Source organism: Paenibacillus sp. BIHB 4019 (assembly GCF_002741035.1).
GTDB lineage: Bacteria > Bacillota > Bacilli > Paenibacillales > Paenibacillaceae > Pristimantibacillus.
The window spans coordinates 5,594,018-5,620,096 of sequence record NZ_CP016808.1 but is presented as its reverse complement, the minus strand read 5'-3'; the positions used below and the strand labels follow the sequence as shown (position 1 = coordinate 5,620,096).

24 protein-coding genes and 1 pseudogene are annotated in these 26,079 nt (G+C 47.8%); 2 read left to right on the top strand and 23 right to left on the bottom strand.

What is annotated here, in order from left to right; translation table 11 throughout:
- The first annotated feature begins 209 nt into the window (after positions 1–209).
- Complete coding sequence (locus BBD42_RS24520; RefSeq protein WP_099520279.1) at positions 210–818, top strand: DedA family protein; 609 nt, start codon at positions 210–212, stop codon at positions 816–818.
- A gap of 72 nt (positions 819–890) precedes the next feature.
- Here BBD42_RS24520 and BBD42_RS24515 read toward each other — a convergent pair whose 3' ends face one another.
- From BBD42_RS24515 to fabI, 20 genes and pseudogenes are all read right to left on the bottom strand, one after another.
- The gene (locus tag BBD42_RS24515; RefSeq protein ID WP_099520278.1) at positions 891–1,364 is read right to left on the bottom strand and encodes a ferritin-like domain-containing protein; all 474 of its coding nucleotides are present in this window, start codon (positions 1,362–1,364) and stop codon (positions 891–893) included.
- A gap of 73 nt (positions 1,365–1,437) precedes the next feature.
- Positions 1,438–2,412 carry a helix-turn-helix transcriptional regulator gene (locus BBD42_RS24510; RefSeq protein WP_099520277.1) on the bottom strand — a complete coding sequence of 325 codons (975 nt, stop codon included), beginning with the start codon at positions 2,410–2,412 and terminating at the stop codon, positions 1,438–1,440.
- A 19-nt stretch (positions 2,413–2,431) separates the two neighbouring features.
- Positions 2,432–3,337: an SDR family oxidoreductase gene (locus tag BBD42_RS24505; protein WP_099520276.1), complete on the bottom strand. Its 906-nt coding sequence runs from the start codon at positions 3,335–3,337 to the stop codon at positions 2,432–2,434.
- 192 nt (positions 3,338–3,529) lie between these two features.
- The gene (locus BBD42_RS24500) at positions 3,530–4,285 is read right to left on the bottom strand and encodes a Crp/Fnr family transcriptional regulator (RefSeq protein ID WP_172455612.1); all 756 of its coding nucleotides are present in this window, start codon (positions 4,283–4,285) and stop codon (positions 3,530–3,532) included.
- A gap of 193 nt (positions 4,286–4,478) precedes the next feature.
- Complete coding sequence (locus BBD42_RS24495) at positions 4,479–5,021, bottom strand: DoxX family protein (protein ID WP_056040574.1); 543 nt, start codon at positions 5,019–5,021, stop codon at positions 4,479–4,481.
- A 251-nt stretch (positions 5,022–5,272) separates the two neighbouring features.
- Positions 5,273–5,815, bottom strand: coding sequence for a DoxX family membrane protein (locus BBD42_RS24490; protein WP_099520274.1), 543 nt, complete (start codon positions 5,813–5,815; stop codon positions 5,273–5,275).
- 277 nt (positions 5,816–6,092) lie between these two features.
- Positions 6,093–7,022 (bottom strand): tyrosine-type recombinase/integrase, encoded by a 930-nt coding sequence (locus BBD42_RS24485; protein WP_099520273.1) that lies wholly within the window; start codon positions 7,020–7,022, stop codon positions 6,093–6,095.
- Between the two features lie 171 nt (positions 7,023–7,193).
- Positions 7,194–8,405 (bottom strand): Ger(x)C family spore germination protein, encoded by a 1,212-nt coding sequence (locus BBD42_RS24480; protein WP_099520272.1) that lies wholly within the window; start codon positions 8,403–8,405, stop codon positions 7,194–7,196.
- Complete coding sequence (locus tag BBD42_RS24475) at positions 8,395–9,513, bottom strand: spore germination protein (RefSeq protein ID WP_099520271.1); 1,119 nt, start codon at positions 9,511–9,513, stop codon at positions 8,395–8,397. The genes BBD42_RS24480 and BBD42_RS24475 overlap by 11 nt, the downstream gene beginning before the upstream one ends.
- A 4-nt stretch (positions 9,514–9,517) precedes the next feature.
- Positions 9,518–10,960 (bottom strand): annotated as a pseudogene (locus BBD42_RS24470) (spore germination protein); the annotation flags it as partial.
- Between the two features lie 487 nt (positions 10,961–11,447).
- Positions 11,448–12,653 (bottom strand): Bcr/CflA family multidrug efflux MFS transporter, encoded by a 1,206-nt coding sequence (locus tag BBD42_RS24465; protein ID WP_237163214.1) that lies wholly within the window; start codon positions 12,651–12,653, stop codon positions 11,448–11,450.
- Between the two features lie 59 nt (positions 12,654–12,712).
- Complete coding sequence (locus BBD42_RS24460) at positions 12,713–14,668, bottom strand: ATP-dependent DNA helicase (protein WP_237163213.1); 1,956 nt, start codon at positions 14,666–14,668, stop codon at positions 12,713–12,715.
- An 83-nt stretch (positions 14,669–14,751) separates the two neighbouring features.
- Positions 14,752–14,919, bottom strand: a complete 168-nt coding sequence (locus BBD42_RS24455) for a cold-inducible protein YdjO-related protein (RefSeq protein WP_231594233.1) — start codon at positions 14,917–14,919, stop codon at positions 14,752–14,754.
- A gap of 168 nt (positions 14,920–15,087) precedes the next feature.
- Complete coding sequence (locus BBD42_RS24450; protein WP_099520269.1) at positions 15,088–16,236, bottom strand: Ger(x)C family spore germination protein; 1,149 nt, start codon at positions 16,234–16,236, stop codon at positions 15,088–15,090.
- Between the two features lies 1 nt (position 16,237).
- Entirely contained in the window at positions 16,238–17,713 is a 1,476-nt protein-coding gene (locus BBD42_RS24445) for a spore germination protein (protein WP_099520268.1), read from the bottom strand.
- The gene (locus BBD42_RS24440; RefSeq protein WP_099520267.1) at positions 17,710–18,801 is read right to left on the bottom strand and encodes an endospore germination permease; all 1,092 of its coding nucleotides are present in this window, start codon (positions 18,799–18,801) and stop codon (positions 17,710–17,712) included. The genes BBD42_RS24445 and BBD42_RS24440 overlap by 4 nt, the downstream gene beginning before the upstream one ends.
- A 92-nt stretch (positions 18,802–18,893) precedes the next feature.
- On the bottom strand, positions 18,894–20,507 hold the full coding sequence (locus BBD42_RS24435) for an AraC family transcriptional regulator (RefSeq protein ID WP_099520266.1): 1,614 nt from the start codon (positions 20,505–20,507) through the stop codon (positions 18,894–18,896).
- A 102-nt stretch (positions 20,508–20,609) separates the two neighbouring features.
- Positions 20,610–21,620 carry an ABC transporter substrate-binding protein gene (locus BBD42_RS24430; protein WP_172455611.1) on the bottom strand — a complete coding sequence of 337 codons (1,011 nt, stop codon included), beginning with the start codon at positions 21,618–21,620 and terminating at the stop codon, positions 20,610–20,612.
- A 209-nt stretch (positions 21,621–21,829) separates the two neighbouring features.
- A complete protein-coding gene (rpiA, locus tag BBD42_RS24425) occupies positions 21,830–22,510 on the bottom strand; it encodes a ribose-5-phosphate isomerase RpiA (protein ID WP_099520264.1) in 681 nt (226 codons plus the stop codon).
- Between the two features lie 35 nt (positions 22,511–22,545).
- The gene (fabI, locus tag BBD42_RS24420; protein ID WP_099520263.1) at positions 22,546–23,322 is read right to left on the bottom strand and encodes an enoyl-ACP reductase FabI; all 777 of its coding nucleotides are present in this window, start codon (positions 23,320–23,322) and stop codon (positions 22,546–22,548) included.
- Positions 23,323–23,479: 157 nt separating this feature from the next.
- Between fabI and BBD42_RS24415 the strand changes: the two genes are divergently transcribed.
- Entirely contained in the window at positions 23,480–23,659 is a 180-nt protein-coding gene (locus tag BBD42_RS24415; protein ID WP_056040595.1) for a hypothetical protein, read from the top strand.
- An 89-nt stretch (positions 23,660–23,748) separates the two neighbouring features.
- Here the strand turns inward: BBD42_RS24415 and BBD42_RS24410 are convergent, their stop codons facing one another.
- The 3 genes from BBD42_RS24410 to BBD42_RS24400 all read right to left on the bottom strand — a co-directional run bounded on the left by BBD42_RS24410 (position 23,749) and on the right by BBD42_RS24400 (position 26,000).
- The gene (locus tag BBD42_RS24410; RefSeq protein WP_099520262.1) at positions 23,749–24,579 is read right to left on the bottom strand and encodes a GNAT family N-acetyltransferase; all 831 of its coding nucleotides are present in this window, start codon (positions 24,577–24,579) and stop codon (positions 23,749–23,751) included.
- 14 nt (positions 24,580–24,593) lie between these two features.
- On the bottom strand, positions 24,594–25,232 hold the full coding sequence (locus BBD42_RS24405; RefSeq protein ID WP_099520261.1) for an HAD family hydrolase: 639 nt from the start codon (positions 25,230–25,232) through the stop codon (positions 24,594–24,596).
- A 99-nt stretch (positions 25,233–25,331) separates the two neighbouring features.
- Positions 25,332–26,000: a VOC family protein gene (locus BBD42_RS24400; RefSeq protein WP_099520260.1), complete on the bottom strand. Its 669-nt coding sequence runs from the start codon at positions 25,998–26,000 to the stop codon at positions 25,332–25,334.
- Positions 26,001–26,079: the final 79 nt, after the last annotated feature.

Sequence of the window (26,079 nt, the reverse complement as noted above, 5' to 3'; positions counted from 1 at the left end):
ACAAACTAAACATATGCAGGAAAAAAGAGAATATGATAGGGGGTCATGAATAGCCATTCTGAAAAAGGCGACATATTATTTTTTATGTAAACAAAATACGCTTATTCGTTTTTCTTTAAGAGAACACCCTCATGATTATGCCAGAAACATGAATTTATAATTTTAGGAAAAACTAATTATCTATACCACCATTTAAAAGGAGAAACCTCATGTTTCAACATAAGCTGTTATGGTTCATTGCTCACTATGGGTATATAGGAATTTTCGGTGCGTTAGTGCTTGGAATTATAGGCTTGCCGGTACCCGATGAGATTTTAATGACGTTTTCGGGATACTTAATTTCAAAGGGAAGGCTTCATTATATCCCCACCGTTATCGTTTCAGTAATCGGTAGTTTTGCTGGCATGACAATCAGCTATTACATTGGTTACAAGCTTGGGCATCCATTTTTAGAAAAATACGGCCGGAAAATTCATATTACAAAAGAGCGGTTAGACCATACCCAAGCTTGGTTCAAACGTTTTGGGAAATTCGCGCTCACGATCGGCTATTTTATTCCCGGGGTGCGTCATTTAACAGCCTACAGTGCGGGGATCAGCAGATGGTCGTTTCGAAGCTTCAGCCTTTATGCTGCGCCAGGAGCGATGCTCTGGGCCGTTACTTTCATCACTTTAGGCACCTACATAGGCGAACATTGGCGCGTCGTTACCGAAATGATACATCGGTATTTGCTAATATCGGTCGTTATGTTGCTTGCTGCCGGGCTCGTTTTATGGTTTGTACGAAAGACAAGAATTAAAAAAATATGGGCTAAATAAACGAACTCCTTGCAAAAAAATAAAGCCGGTTCATTCTCCTATCAGGAGCAACCGGCCTTATTTTTTTCTAAACTAGCCATTCGTTCGATTTAATGTAATAAGATAATTGTATTTGCTTGCATGTTTCATCTCGTCTAAAATAATGCCAAAAACCGTGTCTTTATATATACCCACGGGCAAACCGAACCAAATGTTGCGGTATTTTTCAACCGCAGCGAGTTCCCCTAATAAAGCCTCCTCTAATCCAGCAAGGTAGGAGCTCACCGGCTGATGGGCTTCATTGCTGACTCCGGTAATTTCCTGGCCAGTAAGTTGTCTATAAATCCCCCGAAACATTTGGTTGTGCCCGCGCTCATCATTGCGAATGGACATAATGATCCCTGCCTGCTCGGCATTTGGCGCAAGCCTAATTAGCTCATCATAAAACAACTCGTCATTTCGTTCTCCTTGTACAGCTTCTTTGATTAACGTTAGCGCATGCTGTGGGGTCGTTGCCCATACTGGCATAAAAACCGTGTTTCTCCATTGATGGTTAACCCAATTCATCTATTAGCCTCCACAAATAAGGATCTTTATTTAGATCAGCATATGAGTGTGCAGCCCATTTGTTTACAGTGGCCTATTTGTCAGCATAATCCTCAAGAGTATCTGCGTAAAGCTTCGCCATTGCCTTTACCTCTCGAAGCAGCTTCTGTCTCAGCTCTGGCGGCTCAAGAGCTTCAACGGCTGATCCAAATTTCAGCAAAATTTCGCATGCGGATTCCAGCGTATTAAACAGCACATCCGCCTCAAGCTCCCCCTCGCAAACAGCGCCTATATTCGTAAGCGTTACATACCATTGCTGGCGAAATCGAGATAAGTCTGCTTCCTTCATGCGGATTTTCGCCGGATAACGCGGCAGCGCAGACTTGAACTCCGCAATGGATTGCTGCCAGTAGGAGGCTAAGTCGAACCATTCTGGCCGATCGAACGTCTCCTCCTGCATAGCAGCTTCCTGCAGCCGGGAAATGCGATATGTGCGCATGCCTCCTTCCGTGTCCGCCACAAGGTACCAAGCATTATTTTTAGCTACGAGCCCAAGTGGCTGGACTAGCCGCTTTGCCTGCTCCGCTCCGCGAGAATATACAATGAGCAGCTGACGCTCCAGCCAAATCGCTTCTTGAATAAGCGGGAGCAGCGGAACCTGCTCGCTTGCTTCCCGCCAGCCCGCGCCGTCAATATGAATGCGCTGCCGCACCTTTTCCGCTTCCTCCTGATACCTCGACGGAAAGGCGGCAATCAGCTTCTGAAAAGCAGCTTCAAAGTTATCGCTAATTCCGAGAGCTCCGACAATGCCAGTCGGCGAAGACAGAAGCAGCGACTGGATCTCTTCCTTCTTCATGCCGGTCAAATTCGTCCGGTAGCCTTCGGCAAGCATCCAGCCGCCATTCGTCCCCCGCTCGGCCACGATAGGAATGCCTGTAGCGCTCAACGCCTCCATGTCGCGGTGGATCGTCCTTCCGGATACTTCAAGCTTGTCCGCAAGCTCCTGCGACGTCATTCTGCCGCGATTTTGCAGCAGCAGCAATATTGCTATCAATCGATCTGCCCGCAGTTAATTTCCCTCCTGCCGTTTATGTCTTTTCTCTGCCGCCCGCTTCCGAGCTTGCATCCGTTCCAATAGTAGCCGCATAGTTTCCCCAATGCGGGCGACTGCCATCTTCATCGTCAAACCGATATTGTTCCGAAAGCCCCCAAGTGCTCAGCGCTTTCCCTGTTTTGAGATGTACTTCTGGATCAGCTGCGAGCGCTGCAACCGCTCCGCCAATGTAGGCAGGTGTTTCAGACATGAGAAAATGCGGCTCCTGCGCGGCTGCATCCCGCCAATTCTCCTTCGTCACGCCAAAATGATCCAGCATCGCTTCCGAACGGAGAAAACCTGGCGTTAATGCTACAGCCGTTACTCCAAAAGGGCGCAAATCCTCCGCCATTGCTTTTGCCAAATGGATAACCGACGTTTTTGCCAAGCTATAATACAAATTGCCCCGGTACTCGTTGTCTACTCCATCCGTAATTTCAATAATAAGCCCTTGTTTTCTTGCGGTCATAAGCGGCGCTCCATAATAACTGGTAATCATATGAGAAAAAACAGCACGCTGCTGCATTAGCAGGCCATCCTCCAGCGAATGCTCCCAAAACGGCTTGCCCCACTCGGTTAATGGATCACCGCCCCACACATCATTCACAAGCAGGTCTAGCTGTCCGTTCTGCTCAGCTTTAACCCGCTCGAACAATGCCCGAACCTCCGACTCCACCGTATGGTCTACACGCACAGCAATGCCTATACCCCCAGCTGCAGCAACGAGCTCCGCCGTTTCGTCAATGGTCTCCTGCCTGTTCATATTCGACAAGCCGCCTCGCACACTGCGCCCTGTACAATAGACGGTTGCCCCTGCTTTCCCCAAACCAATTGCAATTCCTCTGCCTGCTCCTCTTGTCGCTCCCGCTACAACAGCAACTTTTCCGGCTAATGGTTTCATTACCAGCCACGCTCCCTTTTCATTGCTTCTTCTAGTCTCTCCCATTATATCGTTCGCTAGATGACAACTACTGTCATATATCTCAAACAATTTGGGCTGAAACTTTAGAATCAAAGGGCAAAACAAAATCGCTAATGAAGCATGCGAGCCGCTTCCCCCCCGCACCACCATTAGCGATTGCCTTGCGTTATTTTACAGACGGCAAACACCCTTCGCACAGGTCGGTGCCGTCGGACATTCACAGTGATGACGAAGCTCATCCAGCTTGAGGATAATAATTTCACCACGGACGACCTTGATTACCTCTTCATCCTTAAGCGCGGCGAGCATCCGATTGACACTTTCACGCGTCGCTCCAATCAGCTCAGCAAGCTCATTGTTAGTCAGCCGAATATCGAGATGCAGCCCTTCTGGACGCAGAACTCCATACATATTGCTAAGCCGGATCAGCGTCGAAGCGAGCGCCCCGAGTTTGCCGAACTGCGTCAAATCACGCAGCTTTGATTGGCTAATTTGCTGCATGATTCCTAGCCACTTGGCGAAACTGACCGCCATGCTCCCATTAGTATTTAGCAGCAGCTCCAATTCGTCTGACGCGATAAGCCCAGCAACCACTTCTTCTGTGGCCTCTGCGCTCATGCCATGCAAAAGCTCACCTTCACCGCCATATTCACCGAGAAAGTCGCCATGCCCGGCAAAAGAAAGCGTCAAGCTTTTGCCATCCGCCATCATCCGGGTCAGCTTAATTCTTCCTGAAACAATCAAATAATGGTAGCTCGCTGCATCGCCTTCCCAAAATAAATGATTGCCCGACTCATAACGGTGCATGCTCATCCGCTCGGTTAAACGTTCCAAATCAGCTGGGGTGAAAAAGGCCGCAATGCCTTCTCCTTGTGCAATGGCAGGGCGAGCAAAGCTGCCTCGTTCGTTGGAGCTATTTGCGCTCATCTGGCTCATCCCCCTCCCGTTTTGTACATCATACCAATATATGACGTCTTTGTGCATACAAAAGAGGAATAAAATTGTTAAAATCCGTAATTATCACGCAAAAAAAAGCTGCATCGCAGCCATCAGCGGTTCGTGGAGAACACTGACTTGTACGATGCAGCCTTCATTTATTTAATTGTCCCCGGGCTCAGCGTCATCTCGCCGAGGGCTTCAGCCCGGTGCTTTCGCCGTCATTTTTGTGATGAACAAGACGTTGATACCATTTGCGCAACAGTGGCAGCACGTAGTAGTCAAGACCATATTTGCCAGCATTCGCTCCACCGACGATGATGAAAACACCGAGCAGCACCATCCATGGGTTAACCGATATTGTTCCAGCGAACATGAACATAAAGTTCATCAGAAGCCCGAAAAATACTGCCGTTGTCGTAAGTGCACCAACGATGAGACCTAAACCTACTAGAAATTCGCCAAGCGGGATTAAAAAATTGAACAGCTTTGCATTAGGCAGTGCGAAATGCTCAATGAATGCGGTATACGTCGGGTAGACGGGAAGTCCTGTCGCCTTGTCAGCTACCGGGTTCTGAACAGCGTTATTCAAAAATCCTGCCGTATCAAAGCCCCCGCCTGTCAGCTTGCCCCAGCCCGATTCCAGCCAGTGGTACCCGACATATAGTCTAAGCAGTAAAAGCACACCTGCTGCAATTCGATTTTCTCTCAGCCATTTGTATAACATGACCACTCACTCCTTATGTGTTTATGTGTTGTTTGTTTCTGTCTTTATCATAAGGGATCGTAGAACATTAATATGTGATTTTTTTCACAATATACAAAAAAGATTGGCTGATTTCGTCTATTTGTGTCGTATATTTGAACGCAAGCACGCAGCAGTTCGGCCATTGCGCTGCGCCACCTTTAATCTAAAGTCTGATGCTGCTTATTATGTAAGTGGCGCAGGGCAGCTGGCTGAAATGAAGAGATAACCTTCTAGCCAGCTGTCGGCTTAATTGGATTGTCTCCGCCGTTCCGGCTTTTGCCAGCGATACGTTGAAACCTCGTTTTCATGTAGGGCAGCAGGTAATGATCCAGCCCGAACTTGCCAGCATTAGCTCCTCCGATTAGAATAATGCCGCCCAGCAGCACCATCCAAGGATTCGTGGATATAGAGCCCGCTAATAAAAACATGAAATTCATGAGCAATCCGAATAAAACGGCCGTCGAGGTGAAAGCTCCTAATATAAGGCCCAGCCCTACGAGAAATTCGCCAATGGGAATAATAAGATTAAATAGACCAGCATTGGGCAAAGCAAAATGCTCCAAAAACCCCGTGTACACCGGATAAACAAGCAGGCCCGTCGCTTTATCCGTGATCGGATTTTCGACGGCATTCGCCATAAAGCCCGCCGAGCTAAAGCCTTCTCCAGTCAGCTTGCCCCAGCCAGCCGAAAGCCACTTCATCCCAATATACAAGCGGAGCAATACGAAAAAAGCTGCTGCCATTCGGCTCTCCTTCATCCATGTTAGTACCATCATGATTAACCTCCTTTCGTCTAATTTTGTCGAACGATTTCATTATATAGGAAATTATGAATAATGTAAGTATTTTTATTAAATATTAAACAGATTGATTTTTATTTACTCATAAGTAAATTTGAGGATATTCATATAAGTTACCGTAACTTTAATTATGTAAACTTATCTTGTGAAAAAACAGGCTCTGTGCTTCTCGCTTTCTATTGACATCACTCTCATAAAAAAAACGCTGCATCAGAGATGCAACGCTTCCTTATTCTGCTATACCGAATAGCTAGGCTTTTCTGCTGCCAACCTTCATTTTGCCCGCAATATTATTCATTGCATTTTGCAGCTGTTTATTGTCTATATGCGTATAAATTTGCGTTGTCGCTATACTCGCATGGCCCATAAGCTCCTGCAGCGTACGAATGTCCGTACCGCTGCGAATTTGCAGCGTAGCAAAGGAATGCCGCAGCTTATGGCTGGAAATTTTTTTGCCCACAAGCTCTGGCAGCTTTTCCTTCATCAGTCCAATCGTCTCATCCGCAACGGTCTGAATCATGCGAATGGACAGCCGCCTGCCGAATTGCGAGACGAACATGGCCTGCTCCTTCAATTGCCCCGGCGCCTTTCGCGTCTCCATCGCCCGGCGCAGCACCTCTTGAAGCGGTGCCGGCAGCGGAACGACCCGCCATTTCCGTCCTTTTCCGAGAATATGCAGCGAGCCGTCGGAATGAAAATGCTGCAAGTCCAGACGATGAACCTCGCCTACCCGCAGTCCCGCATAACACATGAGCAGCATAATCGCGAGATTTCGCTCGTAATATTTTCCGCCAATCGCAGAAACAAGCTGCTCCAGCTCATCCTCCTCCAGGTAGACAGGAATGCGCCCCTTCTCTTGCTTTGACTTGGCAATGAGCGCAGCCGGATTAACGCTGAGAGCCTCAAGCTCGATCAGCGCTTTATAAAAGGAACGCAAGGAGGATAGCTTGCGGTTGCGCGCTTCATCCCCCGCCCCTTTTTCACGGCAAGCCGACATAAATCGCACCATATCCAATTTCCCCACCTGATCCAGCGCCTTCGGATGTACCATATGTAAAAAATGCTGAGTGTCACTCAAATAGGCCCGCTGGGTCGCCGCCGTCATCCCTTTGTTTTTCATCCAGATGGAGAACAGCTCTAGCTCCTGCGTATACGTATCGATAATTTCATGCTGCCACATGCTGCTTGCTACCTCCAGCTCCTCAAATTCTAATTTTTCCAGCTAAAATTTGATATATTCCTAATCATAGCTGATAAATATAATGCGCGTAAAGGGAAACTGCGTGAAATATGTATTTCACGCAGTTTTTTTCAGCTCTATAGTCGGCGCCAAATGCCGCTTAAACCGGCACTAACGCGTAATTTTCGCCCCATATTCGGTAATTTCCATATCGATGCTGACTGTAATCGGAATATCAGGAAACAGCTCTTCCCAACGGTCCTTTATTTTCTCCCACTTGCGCGGATGCTGAATACTGAGCTGTTTGCCGAAGCCAAGCACATCTGTTCCATATTGCTTCTGCAGCTTCTTCAGAGCCTTATTGGTCAGTCTCCGTACTTCCTTCTGGCTGCCTGCCTCTGCCTGTTTTTTGAAAGCAGGATCAATCGGTTCATTATTGTTCAACCATTCTTCGATCAGCCGCCCCTTCGACTTAATGCTCACATGGAAGGAAATTTGATCTCCTGCTACTTTGGCGTCAATTTTGCTTTTCATGCTTTTCACCTCATAGACAATTGGCTGATGGTTGTCCTCATGGTAGCTTTTAACCAAGCCTCCCACGCCCTTTCCAGTCAGCCATACGCAGCCAATCGTTTCTTCTTCGGTTAGCAGCCCTTGCAATTTTTGCGTTTTGCCTTTAATAACGGCCCCGCCGGAAAATTTGACCTCCCCATCTGCCGCAATGACATTTTGCAGCAAATAGCTTTGCTCGCCATATATTTTCCCCTCCAGCTTCGATAATGTCATCGGCTCCAAAATTTTCAAGGATCGGTAGCGGTTATCCACAAGCCCCGTAAGCCGAAAGGAAGGAATAATCGAATTGTCTTTCGCTACCATTGTGCCGCGCGCACTCCCTTTGCTAATTAGAATGAGACAGCTGGGCCGAATATCATTGTCACGCAGGAAAAAATCAAGCAGCTCATTCATGCTGTATTTTCGGGAAAGCTTCTCATTAATGACAATGACCTTCAAATGATGGCCAATGACTGGACGTTCCATTCGCGTCGAAAACTCACGTATGAGCTGAAACATGGAATCACCGGTTTCAGAAATATTGTAATAAGGCCTTGCTGAGACGGGTGCCTGTCCGCCGCTATGCTGGCTTTCAGATTGCACATTAATAATTTGCAGGGTATAGGTTAGAAGCTTGCGCTTGCGGTAGTCGCTTCCTTCTTTACGAAATGTTTTTTCCAGTTTCGTTTCACTCGCCGGATCCAAGCCCATACCGACATAGATGCTTTGATCCTCGATCTCATCCTTGCTCCAGCAGCCCGTTTGCAAGGGCAAAACGAGCGCACATAAAGCGATAAGGAACGAGCGCTTGGCTTGATGTCTAATTCGCATGCTTGCTCGCCCTCCATTTCGTCACTATCAATAAAACAATCGGAATGAGCCCAAACAAATACAGCGCCACTTTCCCAATCCAATCCCCAAGCGTAAATACATCGTCTAATTTTTTCGGGACAGCAACGAAAATATAAACGAATGGAAGCAGACCATACAAACAGGTTTTCATTTTGCGCTTGTAAAGCTGTGAAATGCCTAACGCTGAAAAATAAAAGGCGGTAGTGAAGCTGGAGAAAATTTGCATGATCCATATTAACAGCAGCAAAAATTCAAACCGTTCGAATATTAATCCGGATAATTCGAAGCTTCTGGCCATATCGAGTGTAGGCCAGTTTTTCGTTAAGGTGCCATCAACGGACAAGGCGCCAATGACCATAAAAACAGTTACGATATAAATGACCAGCGGAATGGCTATGCCTGCGGTCACCGCTTTAATGTTTTTTTGGGGATTTTTCATATAGGCTGTCAATAGGATAATGACTTCAAAGCCTGTAAAGGCGAGCGAGGTCGTCTGAACCCCTTTTAGAACGGGCCAAATGCCTTGCCCCAATAGCGGACGCAAATTATCCAAATCAAATATAGTAAACCCCATTAACGTGACCAGTAAGTAGATGAAAATCGTCAGTGGCAAAATCAGCTCAAACAGCCGGGCAATGGCGCCCAGTCCGCCCAGCATCAAATACAGCCCCACCCACAAAAATACGGAAGTGATCGCCCATTGCGGTGTTCCTTCTAACAATATAAAGCTGGAAACCTCGGCTAAAGAACGCACTTGAAAAGCAGCAGTCGCCGCAAAATATAAAATCATCACTGGTCCTAGCAAATGCCCCAGCCACGAACCTATAATTTTTCGACTGTATTCATAAAAGGTTTGACCGGGATAGGCTTGCGATAAAAGCGCCATAACGACCCCCGCCGCAATGGCTACAATCCCGCCCAAAAAGACCGATATCCAGGCGTCCGGCGTGCCAACCTTTTCCGCTGATACCCGGGGGAGCGATAAAATGCCAGAGCCCAGCATGAAGTTAGAAATGATAACCGCGACCTGGATGGTCGTGAGTTTTTCCAGGGGAAGGCCGCCTTTAGCCTGTTGATTCCCGCTCATTGGCTCACCTTTTTCTAGTAGAATCCTGCGGATAAAGCAGCTTTGGCCTCCGCTTCATCATCCGCAGCGGCGCGCGCATAAGAAAATCCTTCCATTCCCCTAACCGGTATGGAGCTGCCGGGCTGGCATAAGGGACGCCAAAGCTTTGCAGCCTCGAAATGTGGGCACCTAATAGCAAAGCATACAAGATAACGCCATACATGCCGAAGGCAGCTGCACAAAACATCGCGGGAAAGCGCAGCATACGTATAGAAATGCCGGCGCTATATTGCGGTATTGAAAACGAGCAGATCGCGGTCAATGCCACGACGATGACGAGAATCGGACTGACAATTCCCGCCTGAACAGCTGCTTCCCCAATAATGAGACCGCCTACGATTCCCATCGCCGGACCAATCGGCTTCGGCAGACGAAGGCCCGCTTCCCGCAATATTTCAATCGCAATTTCCATCATTAATGCTTCTACCAGAGAAGAGAAAGGTACGCCTACTCTCGTAGCAATAATGGAAATGACCAATTTAGTTGGAATTAAGCCAGGGTGAAAGGAGATGAAGGAAATATAAGTAGCCGGAACAAACAAGGCCATAATTGCGGCGAAAAAACGCATAACCCTTAGCAGCGTGCCAGCAAGCCAGCGCTCATAATAATCCTCTGGCGACTGCAGCAGCATGCTGAAGGTTACAGGTGCGATTAGAGCAAAGGGCGTACCATCAAGCAAAATCGCCACCTTCCCTTCCATTAGAGCTGCTGTCACTCTATCTGGCCTTTCCGTGTTTTGAATTTGCGGAAAAGGGCTTAAATAGTTATCTTCAATTAGCTGCTCTATATAGCCTGACTCCAGTACGTTATCGATGCGGATTTTTGCTACCCGCCGGCGTACCTCCTCCACTAGATCAGGATTCGCGATCCCTTTCATATAGCCGATATACAGATCCTTCTTCGCCCGCTCGCCCACCTGGAGCTTTAGCAAGCACAAGTCCTTATTTTCACCCTGTTTGCGCAGCAAAGCGATATTGTCGGAAATATTTTCATTAAATCCAGCTCTTGGCCCGCGAACCAATGCCTCTGAAATAGGTTCTTCGATGCTGCGGCTTTTGCCCGCCAGCGCATGGATTAATGTAATTTCTTTTATCCCATCAATTATTAAGGCTGTAAAACCTGTAAGCACTTTGGAAAACATCTCTTCCTGCGTTTCCACTTCCATAATTTCGCTTGTAGATAGCAGCGTATTTTGAATAAGCTCCTTCGATATCGGTCGATCATCAAACGAATAGGACATTAACGCTTTTAACACATGAAAATCAATTTGCTCCTTATCCGTTAAGCCAGAACAATACACAATTGCCGCTTTGATCCCTGTCTGTCCCAGTTCAAATTGCCGTTCGCTGACATCCCCATATTCCATTAGCTGTTCTCTTATTGCCTCTAAACGGCTTTGAATGCTGTTTTCCCTATTCATGGCTCAATTCCTTTCCGACTCCGCCCAGTTGAATAGAACGGTGAGTATGACTGGAACGATAAGCACGGCCAGCGCCTGAAGGAAGACGGGGTATTCCGGTATATAGGCTAGAAATGTCTTCACTTTGCACCGCCATCCCTTTGTTTTGCGCTTGATTGAATAAAGTGTATGTTTTCCTGATTTCCCTATTTTTAACCACTACTTTGAAAATCAAGGTGAAACGGCTCGCGCATTCCTTTGGCGGCGCGGCGCGTTTCAGTCCGAGAAATAGAGAGAAAGGATTGCGTTAGAATATCCTTTCCTATATTTCAAGGTGAAACGGCTGGCGCCTTCCTCTGTTATTTCAAAAAAAAGGCACCTACAGTCTGACCACTTTTTTTCAAAGTGTCTGACTATAGGTACCTAATGAATAAGGCTTGCTTTATTTTATTGTCGCTTGCTAATCTAGCTTCACTCGTACGTTTGCAACTCTAGCTTATTTTCCTGAAGTACGCTGCTTAGAGCGAACGAGGCCGAAATAAGCAACCATCCCGAGCATGCTGGCGGTAAAAATAATGACGCCCATCGGTACGGCTGTTTCCTCTCCGGCAATGCCGACGAGCGGAGCCGCTACAGCACCTAGCACAAAAGGCAGCAAGCCAAGCAAAGCCGAGGCACTGCCGGCGATATGGGCTTGGTTTTCCATGGCCAGCGAAAACGAAGCAGTAGCGGTAATACCGATTGAGCATACAAAGAAAAATAAAGGAACGACGAGCGACCACAGCGGCCCCTCCATAAGCACCGCAATCAGCAATGAAACGCTGGATGCCGCGGAGAGCAGCAGCCCGAGCAGCAAAAATTGCTGCTCCGACCATTTGTGGCTGAGGCGCCCAACGATTTGCGAGCCCAAAATAAGGCTGAGGCCGTTGGTGCCGAACAAAAAGGCAAATACTTGCGGCGAGGTGCCATAAATATGCTGGTAAATAAACGGTGTGCCTGAGACATAAGCAAAAATACCGCCGATCATCAGACCTTGCGTCAACGCATAACCGGTGAACTCGCGATCTTTAAGCAGCTGCCCGAAATTGCGCAGCAGCTCGCCGAAATTACTTGAAATTCGCTTTTCGCGCGGCAGTGTTTCCTCGAGCTGCCACGTTGCAATAAGTGCCAAGGCAAGGCCGATCGCCCCGAGTACGATAAACACGCCGATCCAAGTGGTGAAGGATATAATTCCGCTTCCCGCAACAGGTGCCAGTAAAGGCATAACATTGTTAACCAGCATTATAAGTGCAAAATATTTGGTCAGCTCATGTCCGCTGTATAAATCCCGGACAATGGCCCTTGAAATAACGATGCCTGCTGAGGCAGCAAAGCCTTGTATAAAACGGGCGACGATAAACAAAGTAATATTCGGTGCCAGCGCACAGGCCAGCGAAGCAATTAAATAAACGACCAAGGATAACAGCAGCGGCTTGCGCCGCCCATGAACGTCACTCATCGGTCCCATGACGAGCTGCCCGAGTCCAAGGCCAATTAAACAGGCGGTCAAGCTCAATTGCACAAGTGAAGCCTTCGTGCCGAAATCCTCGGCTATTTGCGGAAACGACGGCAAATACATATCAATCGTCAGCGGGCCCAGAGCCGAGAAAGAACCGAGCAGCAAGGCCAGCCTGAGCCGGTTACGATTCTGATTCATTTTCATTTGAAGCTTAATTCCTCTCTGGTGTCGTATGAAAATAAACTTGTTATGAATTTATACCATTATAGAGCCAACAGCTTAACCCCTTTTGGCATAATGGCGCTAATACGCTCTTTAACAGCAGGTTGGCGCATTTCCTCGCCAAAAATGACTACCGTTCCTTCATCGCTGCTCGTGCGGATCAAACGCCCCATGCCCTGTCTTAACCTCAGCAGCATATAAGGCATATCCACTTCCTCGAAAGGCAGCTGGGCATCGGCACGTCTTGCAGCAAACACCGGATCGTTCGGCGGGAATGGCAGCGACCATACAATGACCTGCGATAAAGAAGGCCCCGGTATGTCCAGTCCTTCCCACAGCGTCACCGCGCACAGCACGCTGGACTCATCGGCTTGGAATGCCCCAATCAAATGGCTAATCTCCGACGTTCCTTCATAAAGGAAACGTCTTTGCTGCGCAAGCGGCTCGTCATTCATCGCCTGCTTGAAGCGCGCGAGCTCCTCACGAGAAGGGAACAAAATGAGCGTGCCGCCCTCCGCTTCCCCAAGCAGCTTCACCGTTGCCTGCATTTGGTTCGCGAATTCATCCAATGCTTCCGAATCGGATGCAAGCACCCGCATTTTATTCTCATAATCATATGGCGAAGCAACCGAGAACGACTCGGCCTGCTTAATGCCCAGGCTGTCCATCGTATATTCGAAGGAGCCGTCAACCGACAGCGTAGCCGATGAGAAGACGATTGGCATTTTGCGAGAGAACACATGCTCCTCCAGCACTTCTTTCACCATCTTAGGCATAATGACAAGAGAAATGCCTGATTTGTCCTCCATCACCCAGCTAATCGGCTTTTCGGGTTTGCGGAACAGCGAAAGGGCATATTGAATCATCTCCAAATGCTCCTCGACGATTTTGAGCTGATATTCATCAAGCGTGAACAAGCCGCTTTCGAACACAAGCTCCTCCTCAATGAGATCAAGCAACTGATGCAGCCGGTTTACTTCCTGTATAAGCGTGTTGTCCCACAGCAGCTCGCGGCGATCTGATGCTGCGACAGCACGGCTGCTTTGCTGGATCCGGTCAAAGAGCTGCTCGCTTTGCACAATCGCATCCTCAATGGCCAGCGCCAGCGATTCGCGGATTTCCCCCTCCAGCAATCGCGTAATAATGCTCTCAAATACCGCATGGTTGAGCTTATACGTTAGCGCCTGCTGCGCCGCTGTCTCTAGCAAATGCCCTTCGTCGAATACTACTGAGCTGTGCTCCGGCAGCAAGGGAAGTTGTCCCTCGCGTTTTCGTGCTTCATAGGTCCATACATGCTCCATATAAAAGTCATGCGAGCAAATAATTAAATCCGTCGATTTGCGGTAATGATCGCGTGACAGCGTTTGTCCGCAGCGATGTCTGCGGCTGCATACCATGCAGTCCTGAAAGACGTCCCAACCAACATGGTCCCAAACTTCATCGCTGAGCTCCGGATAATCCCGGCGGTTGCCATAAGGGTAAAAGCTTTGCATCGTTTCTGGCTTATGAACAAAATCCGGCAAGCTGCGGTAAATGTCGTCGAAATGCTCTGCGCCCTCTAATTGTGCGTCGCCCCGCGCATCATCCAGCTTGTTCAAGCAGACATACTGGTCAGGCGATCTTCCCAATCTGCTGTCGATCGTCAGTCCTAAATGACGGGACAGCTTGGCAATATCGCCTTCCGGCTTTACCAGCTGCTCGATGAGCGATTCATCAGCACAGGCAATAATAGCCGGCTTGCGGGTATAACGCGCGTAGCTAATGGCATAAAGCAAATAAACGAAAGTTTTGCCTGTGCCGACGCCCGCTTCAGCGAAAATCGTCTGCTTGTCCGCATAAGCCCGTTCCAGCTGAAACGCCATATAAATTTGCTCATCTCGCAGCTCAAGCCCCGCTTCGGGAAGCTTTTCATAAAAAACATCCGCGATCCAGTCGCTCGCCTGCTGCATATAAGGCTGCGACGGGTCAAAATCAAACGGATAATGGTGTTGTGTCATGCTTAGCAGCGCCTCCAAATAGACGCCCGAACGGCTGCGCTAAAATCACGCAGCCGTTCGGGCGGTTTTTTTTCAAATTGAAATTAAAAGTCAGATTTCGGTTTTCTAGGCTGCGGCTTTGGCTTGTTCTGCACGGCTGGCAAATGCTTCATGCTTCGTAGCATCGGTCCTTTGCATATCGGGCAGGTTTGCTCTGCCGAGGCGAATTCATCTCTTACCCACGCTTTGCATTCGGGGTTTTTACATTTCAAAATTTTGGTAGGTAATAATTTCGGTTTCGTAATGTCTTCGCTCGTAGCCAATATATTTTACATCCCTTTCATTTACACGTTCAGGCAATCTGACATAATATATCACTTCTTGGCCGCATACGTCAAGGCTCCGAAACCCGCCAGCCCCCTCTATTTGGCAAGAAAACGTTACAGCCTCCCTTTGTATTTTCCAGTATTGGTAATCGTTACTTTCACATCGATTTGGCCCAATGTTTTTTGGTTTAGTAGAAGCTGTTTGCTATTATGCAGCTGATGCCACAGCTTAGGTTCACTGCGGTAAAGCTCGGCAAATAAATTTAATAGATCGGTTTGAGTGGCAAGGCCCTTCTCATAGGTGGCCATCATTTCATCGCGAATCGCCTTCGCTGCAAGAACCTCCATTTCTTTCACCGAAGCATCTTTAATCATTTCCTCCACATAGGCTCTCGCCTTAATTTCAATCTTAAACTGCAATGGCTTGCTGTTCTTGACATACCGTATCCGGTAATTCGGTTTAATAATGACGAGCGTGGCGGTCGGAGCTTCTGGATTGCCAATTAGCAGCACGGAGCGCTTATTTTCTTTTTGCACCCATCTTCTTCCGAGCAATTCTGTTTCAGAAAACCAGCTTAATTTCTCGTTTTGCCGAATGAAAAAGGCGCCCGTAATTTTAAACATCGGCATTTTCCGGGCATCCTCCTTCCATACCTCCTTCGTTATGCCAATCGTAGGAATGATCGCGGTATTGCCCGGCTCATTAAATTCGGCAATAAATTTGAAGCCATATTGGGGATCAATGTTGGAGCGCTGGGCATGGGTATCTTCGGGAGTATCCAGAATAGTATCCAAGACAGGCAAATTCAAAATCGATTTTTGCTTAAAAATATCTACGATCGGCGTCTTCGTTGAATAGAGCAATATATTGTAACGAACTTCGCGGTAACGATTGATTGCTTCGTAGCTTTGCCGAACAATCGCTTGTGATTTTAGAAGCTCCTCATCAACCACAACCGATTTGACATGTCCCCAGAACAATCTAATCTGCGAAGTTTCGGACAGCGAAGACAATGACTCCGTCACCGTCTTTCCTGTGCCACGGCCGATCCATACCGGTATGTTTTTCCCTATTTCATTTTTATCGGATTTAGCTACATTTAAGAAGTTAAGCACCTGCGCGTAAGATATAAAAACCCCATCCTTATAATCCAGGCCGATAGCTGTGACATAAGCCATGTTTTGAATCGGCTTTGAATCAAAGCAGCCTGGGCTCAGCAGCAGTAAACTAGCGATCAGGCTCCATTTTATCCACACATTCATGCTAATCTTCCCCTTGCTTGTCCGAATCAACCGTATGCAATGTTTCCGGCCTTTGTTTCTGCTTGACCCAGGGCAGCCGAAGCGCAGCCGCAAAAATATCCTTCATAATGGGAGGAGAAAACGGTGACAGGAACGGAACTCCGAAGGAGCTGAGCCGCCCCATATAACCGATAAGCACGACAATCCCTAATATGAAACCGTACATTCCCAGTAATGAGCCCGCTACAAATAGCAGAAAACGGATAACACTCACCGTCGTACTTAACGATTGATTGACAAGTGTCGCTCCAGCAACTGCCGTAATTGCGCCCACAACGACGACGCTCGGTGACACAAAACCTGCGCGAATAGCAGAATCGCCAATAATTAATCCGCCAATGACGGTTAAGCTTTGGCCGATGGAGCTTGGCAGGCGAACGCCAGCCTCTCTGAATATTTCCAGCAGCAGAAGCAAAATTAAAAATTCCAATGCTCCTGAGAAGGGCAGTCCAATTCGGGCAGCAGCAATTGTCGACATTAGCCTAAACGGAATTTGATCTTGATGAAAGGCGGAAAGCGCAATCCACAGCCCCGGCAGCAAAATAGAAATGAAAAAACTAAAAATGCGCAGCAAGCGCGCAAACGAAACATATTGAAAGTTAAAATATAAGTCTTCAGGCGATTTCAGCATAAGAAAAAAGGTGCTTGGGCCGATTAAAACCATTGGATTGCCATCCACAATCACGATAAATCTGCCTGCGAGCAAGCTGCTTACTGCATAATCCGGCCGTCCCGTAAAGTCGAGCAAAGGAAATAAGCTATACTTCTCTTCCACAAGCATTTCTTCCAATTGATTAATGCTGTACAGCCCATCCACATCAATGCTGTTTAATCTATTTCTAACCTCGCTCAGCACATTTGGCGAAATGATGTCGTCGATGTACAATAGACCAACCTTCGTTCTCGTTCGTCTGCCGAGCGTTACCGTCTCATAGCACAAAGATTGGCTGCGAATTCGTTTGCGAATGAGCGCTACATTTATGCCCACATCCTCCACAAAGCCGTCTCTAGCCCCTTTAATCGACACTTCTGTTGTTGATTCCTCTGGTGTACGATGAGGATGATGGCCAAGCGTCATTCGAAATATTGCATTTGATTCATTAAACAGGAGCAGCAAATCACCTTGGAAAATCCACTCGCAAAGCTGCTCTGGCAGCGCATCCGCAGCTGCTGGAATGAGCGGCAGCGTCCCATATAGCTTCCCCGTTTGCAAATGTGCAAATCCATTTTTACGATATAGCTGCTCTAGATCCGGAAGAATATATTTTCCAATTTGGGAAGTATCACATAACCCTTCGCTATAAACAAGAATGATCTCTGATCGGACATCCTCATCAAATTGAAATCGCTGGATCAATACATCCGCAGAATGGGGAAATAAAGCGGATATCGACTGCAGGTTCCATGGCTCAGCAGGCTGAGGCTTGGTTTTGTTCATGCCAGGTTCCCCTCCCTTTGCCGCTTCAGCAAAGCGATTGCGAGGAATACGGCTGAAAGAACCAAAACCGTCGCCAGCGTGACGGGGAAGTAATAGTGATAGAGCCATAGATAAGAGGAATAACCATTAATCGGAATGAACCCCAAGAGAATATAGCCAAGTGTCAGCAACAGAATGAGTCGCCGCGTCCCTTCCTTTTTCCGAAAGGGAATGAGCTCTCCCAATAAAAACATAGCAAAGCTTGTACGAATAACAGCTCCAGACAGCCATTGAAACTCCGATAAAAAATCCACATGCTCAATGTTGCCGAATTTCACAAGCCTCCATTGCTCAAAAGGGGATTCCATCTGCTTTGCCGATTCTACATGCCCAAACTCCGTAATGCCCCCGATAATAGGCCCAAGCGTAATATAAATTAAGAGAACGGCCAAAATGAGAAGCTGCCATGCCTTTACGCGGGACTTGATCCGGTGCTGGATAGCTAAAAGCATAATCATTTCTACAAATCCGCCACCGACATAGATCATGCCATGAATCGCGGGCTGCCAGCCATTTTCAAGGACAGGCTGCAAAAGACGGTAATCTTTCTCTGGCGTATTAGCAATGGCTACAAAGTAGCCTAGCAAAATAACTACGGGAAGCATAATCCCGGCAGCAATCGCAATCATGCGAATGCCGGATATTGCAAAATAACAGCATACTAGACATAGGGTGATAATTAAAGCCGATCTTGGCGTGCTGGGCATATAATTAGTAGTCGTCCATCTGACCGTATCAATCAAGGTGAATCCCCCGATGAAAAGCAATTGCAGACCGAGCGGAATAATCATTAGCCATGCAAAAACCGGATTTGTTTTGGACGCCAGCCAAGGGTGCAGCTTCTGTTGGCCCGATCTCTTCATAAATAGCACCAGCAAGATGCACCATGGCAAAAATAATACACCTGTCAATAAGACGGAAATCCAGGCGTCCCTGCCGGAAGCATCCAAAATTAAAGGATTCACAACGACATGATTCGTTAAGCCAACGGTCATCATGAGAATCATGCATATTTGCAGAAAGCTTACTTGATGCAGCGCCTTAACCATCTCGAATCCCACCCAAAGCGTTTATTTAAATGATAATAGCGCTTATAGGTTTCCTTATTGATCCAATTTTATACGCGATATTATTTTACATATCATAGGTGAGCAAGCACATTAATCCCCTCATCCAATTGCCCTGAGAGCGAAAGCACATCGTAAAAAATCCATTTTTCGGGATCAATGGTCTGCACCTTGCCTTGACGGACAGCTGACAATTGCCTCCAGTGGGGATTGTGCTGCAGTTGCTTATACGTTAGGGCAGCCTCCGCCCCATATACAATGATAAACAACCGATCGGCTTCATATTGCCAGAGCTGCTCGGCCGCTACCTTCCTGCCGTATTGGTTTGGACGTTCCACAAGCAAATTTTGAACAAGCGGAGGCGGCTGTAAACCGAAGGAACGATACATGACCTCGCCTGCATTACGGTCCCCAAGCACAAATAGCTCTTTCCCTTCAATAACGATAAGTCCCACGGTCTCATTCGTATTTAAATAGGGCTTGATCCGCTTTTGCGCCCCCTCCCGCTTCATCTCGTAGCCGTCAACCCAGCTTTGCGCCTGCTTGCCCATCCCAAGCAAATCGCCGATTGCCTGTAAATGCTCAGTCGCGTGCAGCCCCATCCAAGGAATCGTTACAACCGGAGCTATGCGCTCCAGCTTTAGCTGCATTTCATTGCCTAGTGTGTCACAACTGATGATAAGATCAGGTTTTAGCTCAATCATTTTGTCATAATAGAAGGTGGACTTATCCCCAATGCTAGCAATGGCCTCTCCTAAACGTTGAGCATAATAGCCCAAATGATAGGCAGGTGCGCCAACCGGCTTTATGCCGAGCGCCAGCAGCGAACAAGCATAACTCATGGACATAATTTTATATTGGCGCGTGTTCACATATACCCGCGGAGGGACGCCTGTTATCTGCTTAAAACGCCGGTTAAAATAATAGGCGTCGCGGAATCCAACCTGCTCTGCAATGTCAGAAAGCGGCTGCCTGGAAACAAGCAGCAGCTCCTTGGCCTTGCGCATTCGCAGCTCCGTTATATATTCATGAGGATTAGAGCCTGTTATTTTTTTGAATAGAAGGATGTATTGCTTTGTGCCTAGCCCGCACTGCTCGGCTAATTGCTGCGTGCTTATCTCCTCATAAAAATGGTTTTTCAAAAAAGAAACGGTCCGTTCCACGGCCTGCATGGAGGTGGTCGTTTCATTTATGGTCGTATTTTGCTTTAGAATGGCATGCATCAGCTTCTGGAAACGAAAATAATAGCTGAGCTGTTCTTCCTCTGTTTTATGATTTTTCGTAGCGAGCAGCTTGCGCATTATCGCAAGCGTACGAACGAAAGGCTCAATGATCATTTCGCCATTCGGGAAATGATGCGGCAAGCTGCTATGAGGCTGAGCGCAAACGATGTCAAAGGTCATGCACATATAGTGCAAGTCCTGCCTCTCTTCTTCATCATCAGCGATGTCTAGCTTCGCCCCAGGAACAATTCCATAACAACTGCCAAGGGCAGCTGCATAACAGCTGTCGTCTATATATAAGCTGCCTGAGCCGCTAGTTACAACAATCAGCCTGTAGCTCAGACTTACGCTTGCGAGCATCTGGCTGTCCCTGCTGTTAGCTATGGATACCATATCAACCAGCCTAAAAAAGTATGAATGAAAGGGGATGGCCTCAGAGCCTTTATTCGGAGTGCTTCTATTCATTGAAGTCACGGATGCCTCCTGCTTTTATTGAGAATTATTATCATCATTCTAATAGACAAAGAAGAAGCTAGTCAACCATTAGGCTGACTAGCTTCTTCTTTATTATTTACTGGGAATAATCGCCTTCATGACGTCTTCCAGCTTTTTCTCATAGGCAAGTGGGCCGTTGGTGATCCATACATCGCCGCGTACTTCATAGACATGGCCTTGTTGGACGGCTGGAATGCTCTTCCACAGGCTGCTTTCTTTAAGCTCCTCAGCCTGTTCCTCTCTTCCTTCATCAACGGCGAGGAAAATATAATCGGCATCAATCTGCGGAATAATTTCCATAGAAATCGTTTGGATATCGTTATCTTCTCCCCAAGCCAGCTTGCGAACAATCGGTGCAGGCTCCAGCCCAAAATCTCCATACAACGCTGTTCCCACCTGACCTCCAGGACCTCCGTATAATCTAAGCTCTTTACTGGCATGAATGCGAACCATAGCTGCCGTTGTCCCTTTAGCAGCAACCTGCAGCTGCTCTTTAGCCAGCTTCGTTTCCGCTTCGCGCTTTTTAATAACGGCTTCTGCTTGTTCTGTCTTTCCGAGCAGATCTGCTACAATAAGCAGGTTTTTTTGCCAGTTTTCCGGATATTGAATTTCACTGCCAGTAAATACATAGGTAGGCGCAATTTTTGATAATTTTTCATAGATGCCTTCCTCTGCCCAGCCCTGGAACCCGAGAATAATGAGATCCGGCTGTGCAGCCATGATGGCCTCAAAATTAAAAGCACTCGTGTCCAGCTTCGGAACATCCTTCAAATAATCTTCGAGATAGGTCTGATAATAGGCTCCGCTTGAGTATTGCATGATCGGTTTGACGCCAAGCGTACTCATTTCGTCTTCGACGAATAATCCAATAACGCGCTGTGGCTGCGCGGGTACTTCAATTTTGCCGAGCACATGCTCAACGGTACGCGGCTCTGTGGATTGATTTTCAGGCGATGCCGATGCTTGCTCTGTCTGTACTGCACCAGCCTCTCCCTTCGTCTCGCCGCCGCCGCATGCTCCAAGCACCATTACAAGCACCATTATAGCGCAAAATAAGGACAAGCCTTTTCTACCAAATGCCATAACTTGTTCGCTCCCTCTACTGATATTTATTCTCATTTGTTTGCCTTGCTTATCATAAATAGCCGAACTGATTTATTCAATGGATTTTTGAGTTAAAATCGTCTTTTTCTGCATCATGCCCAAAATGTACATTTAAATGGAAACAGAAATTTCCTGTTGAAATAAAAAAAGGAATGCTGCCTTCAAGGCAGCATTCCCTAATAAATTTATTAACGTTTGACCGGAGCCAGAGTCTCGGTCTCCCCCGTATCGAAGCCGACAATCACTTGGGTTGCCATCGATATAAACAAGCCATTTTCCACTACGCCAGGAATCGCATTCAGCTGTTCATGCAGCTCGGAAGGCGAAGCAATCGTACCGAAACGGCAATCAGCAATATAGTTGCCATTATCCGTTACAAAGGTTCCGTCTGCCGATGCCCGCAGCTCGGCGGTGCAGCCAAGCTCTCTCAGCTTTTGCAGCGTCAAATTAGAGGCGAAGGGCACGACTTCCACCGGAAGCGGAAAATGTCCAAGCTGGCTTACTTTTTTGGACTCGTCCACGATCACGACAAAGGTTTTGCTGTGAGCGGCAAGAATTTTTTCCCGCAATAGCGCACCGCCGCCGCCTTTAATCAAATGAAGCTCTCCGTCTACTTCATCCGCTCCATCAATCGTTAAATCAATCGCCGTAATTTCAGCGAACGGAACTAACGGAATGCCGTATTCAGCCGCTAAATCCTCCGACTGCTTGGAGCTGGCCACCGCTTTAATGTCCAGTCCTTCGAGCTTCATTCTTTGGGCCAGCTTCAATATCGCCCAATACGCTGTCGTTCCTGTTCCAAGCCCAATAAGCATGCCATCCTGCACAAGCTGGACGGCTTTCTCTGCTGCCAATTGCTTGACGTTCAATCGTTTCCCTCCGCTCTTAGCGTACCGTTTTAAAGTTACATGCCCAATATGTGATAGCCTGCATCGACATGCAGCACTTCGCCAGTAATTCCGCGTGACAGATGGCTAAGAAGGAATAGCGTCGCATCGCCGACTTCCTCTTGATCAATATTGCGCCGCAGCGGCGCACGTTCTTCGATTGTCTGCATAATGTCATTGAAGCCAGACACGCCTTTTGCCGATAGGGTTTTAATCGGGCCAGCAGAAACCGCATTAACACGGATATTATATTTTCCAAGATCCTCCGCCAAATACCTTACGCTTGCTTCAAGCGCTGCCTTGGCAACACCCATGACATTATAATTTTTCACGACGCGCTCTGCGCCAATATAGGATTGGGTAACGATGCTTCCGCCCTCGGACATGACACCCTTTGCCTGCTTGGCAATCGCTACAAGGGAAAAAGCGCTGGAATTTTGCGCGAGCAGATAGCCTTCACGCGACGTTTCCAGGTACTCGCCCTTAAGCTCGTCTTTATCCGAAAAAGCAAGGGAATGCACAATTCCATCAATGCTTCCTGCCTGCTCTTTAATATGGGCAAAAGCTGCGCTTATGCTTTCATCATCCAATACGTCGCAGGGTACCGTCAGCATCGGCGTAATGCCTGTCTGCTCCAGCAAGCCCTTCAGCTTCTCGAAAGAACGTTCCTTTCTGTATGTAAAAATAAGCTGAGCCCCTTCCCGATGCAGCGACTTGGCAATTCCCCAAGCAATGCTGCGCTCATTCGCGACGCCCATTACTACGATTTTTTTGTTGTTCATCATTCCAGACAAAATAATCCCTCCATTAACTAAATCCATAAACCTTTTGCCATTATAGCACAAAATAAGGTGAAACGGCTGGCGCCTTCCTTCGACGGCACAGCGCGTTTCAGTCCGAAATGCTATAATAAATGTTAGCATCTTATTCATAGAAGGATGATTTATTGTAATGACAGAGCAAGAGCGCATGAATTGCATGAAATGCCGCCATTATTATGTAACTTGGGACCCCGGCGCGCCCAGAGGCTGCAGGGCGTTCGGCTTTAAATCGCAGGCGATGCCAAGCCAAGTTGTGCTAGCTTCCTCCGGGAAGCCTTGCCTGAACTTTGAAGCGAAGGGCAAAGGATAAGGCAGCAGACCGTCAAAGAACGGTTTGCTGCCTTATTTTTTAGAATTTGGCTTCCTGCCTTCTCTCTTGTTGCTAGACAAGAGACCGATTTACATAGAGGGCAGCCTGCTCCATGTGCTGCGCGTATAGCAAAGGCGCATGCCAGCGCGCTCCATATTCCGCTGGCTGCTAGAGCAATAGGCGGCTTGTCCTACAATGAGGCTGCAGCCCGCTTGGGCAGCAGCACGCAAGCGCGCTGCAATTAAAGCCGCTTGAACACCTCGCATGCGATATTCTGGCAAAGTAGCAGCAAATGTAAGGGATGCGATCTGTTCATGGATATGCACGACGCCGACCCCAACAGCGATATGATCGATCTCAGCAGCATAAAACTGCCAGCCTTCCCGGCTGAACAGCATGCGATTATTGTCGGCAATGTGATTTTTTCCCGATATCGGCAGCCCGCTGCCCAGCGCATGCAGCTCTGCGTAAAGCTCAACCTCATGCTCACTCAGCCTGCGTACGACAATACCCGTCAGATGCTGCTCCAACTTCCCGCCGTTTTTTTCAGCAATGCTTCCTGCCATACTCGCATGAAAGCCCGACTGATAAAACCCTTGCTTGGCCAGCGCCAGCAGCGTCTCCCCATCTGTACGCGAAGGCACGATTTCAAATTGCGGGCTCCCGCCCTGTTCGTTATACCACTCTAGCACCTCATCGAGCTGCGCTGCGCCTGTACGGCCAAAGCCTTTAACCGTATTAAATTGCGGCCATGGCATGGCTCGGCTGGCAATAGCCACTGCTGGGCCGAAGCGTTGCAGCGCTATTCCCATCGGATTATGCTCCCGTTCCTGAATAGCCTTCATCCGATCCAGCATATAGACAAGCTCGGAGTTCTCAACGTGCTCCACAAGCTCGGGGGTAGTCATCCATATATTCAACAAATGAAGCCTCCTTATAATTGGGACAACGGAATATCCTTAATGGCTTTAACAATCCAATCGGCACGGGAAAGATCCTGATCGCCGGAATGAATATTAATATAGCCGATGCAGCGCATGCCCGCCTCTTTCGCTGCGATGACCCCGTTGCGGGAATCCTCCAAAACAACGCAATCCGCTGGCAATACGCCAAGCTGACGAGCTGCCTCCAAATATACATCGGGAGCTGGCTTGCCGCTAGGCACCTCTTCTCCGCTTACGATACTTGCAAAATAATCGGTAATATCGAACTTGCTCAGCACTTCTTCAATAAATATCCGCGGAGACGAAGACGCTAAAGCGATTGGCAGATTCCGTTGCTTAAGCTCGGCTAGAAGGGACAAAACACCGGCAATTGGCGCAAAATCACGGGCGCGAAGCTCCTCTATTTTTCGCCGCAGCTGGTAAGAAATGATCTCCTCCACCGTCTGCTCCATGCCATATTCCACGCGGATAAGACGCCACATGGCCGGATTCGTCATGCCCACGTATTTTTCCAGGTCGTCCTGCGTTACCTTGAAGCCCAAATGCTCCATCGTCTCCATATCTACGTCAAAATGCAGCGGCTCGCTATCAATAATGACGCCATCCATGTCGAAAATAAATGCTTTCATCGCACTCTCCCCATTCCGACTTTATATTTGTTTACATAACTATGTTTATGTAACTATCAAATTAAAATCAGACTATTCAGAAAATTAATCTCTAACAGCCTAACTATGAAGCAAGCGCATTTGCGAAATGTGCGGAAACTCGATTCGTCCTATTGAAGCGACTGCCACTTCTGCCGGATAAAATTGCGCCTGTCTGCCGCCTGAAAAATACCATTTCCGGGCTTGCTTCACCACAATAAACAGCCCATGTTCATCGCCGACCGGGGTAAATCCCTCGCTATCCTCACGCCAATTGGGAATACCCAGCGCATTTATCTCCCGAACAACAGGGATGACCTCTGCTGCAACGATGCCGAGCTCGCTGATTTCGAGGCAGTCGGAGCAGCTAAACGGGTGCGCTGTACCATTTTTCAACTGATGCCTGGCAATAAATTCGATAATATTTCCAGCGGGATCGGCGAAATAAACGGCCCCTGCATTCCATGAGGTAAAAAACACTTCGTCTCTGCCCTCCTCCTCAATGAGCGCCACTTTTCCCTTTAGCCAGCTTTTTGCTTCCGCAAGCTTGTTTTCCGGTATATTGATCGCAAAATGATAGAAGGGGTCGGTGTGGTCCGATGTCTCCCGGAAAGTGAGCTGCGTGCTGCCAATTGCTGCCGTGAAGGACTGCTCATTTCGAGCCAGCACCGGGAAACCAAGCTGCTCCATATAAAAGGAATACAGCGCGTCCAGCCTGCTTGTCCATAAGGTGATTTGTTCAAATTTCATTGTGCCTGTTCCTCCCTACAGCAAGGCAATGCTGCCTGCACCCTCGCAAATATTTTGAAAGTCTATTTTACCATACTGA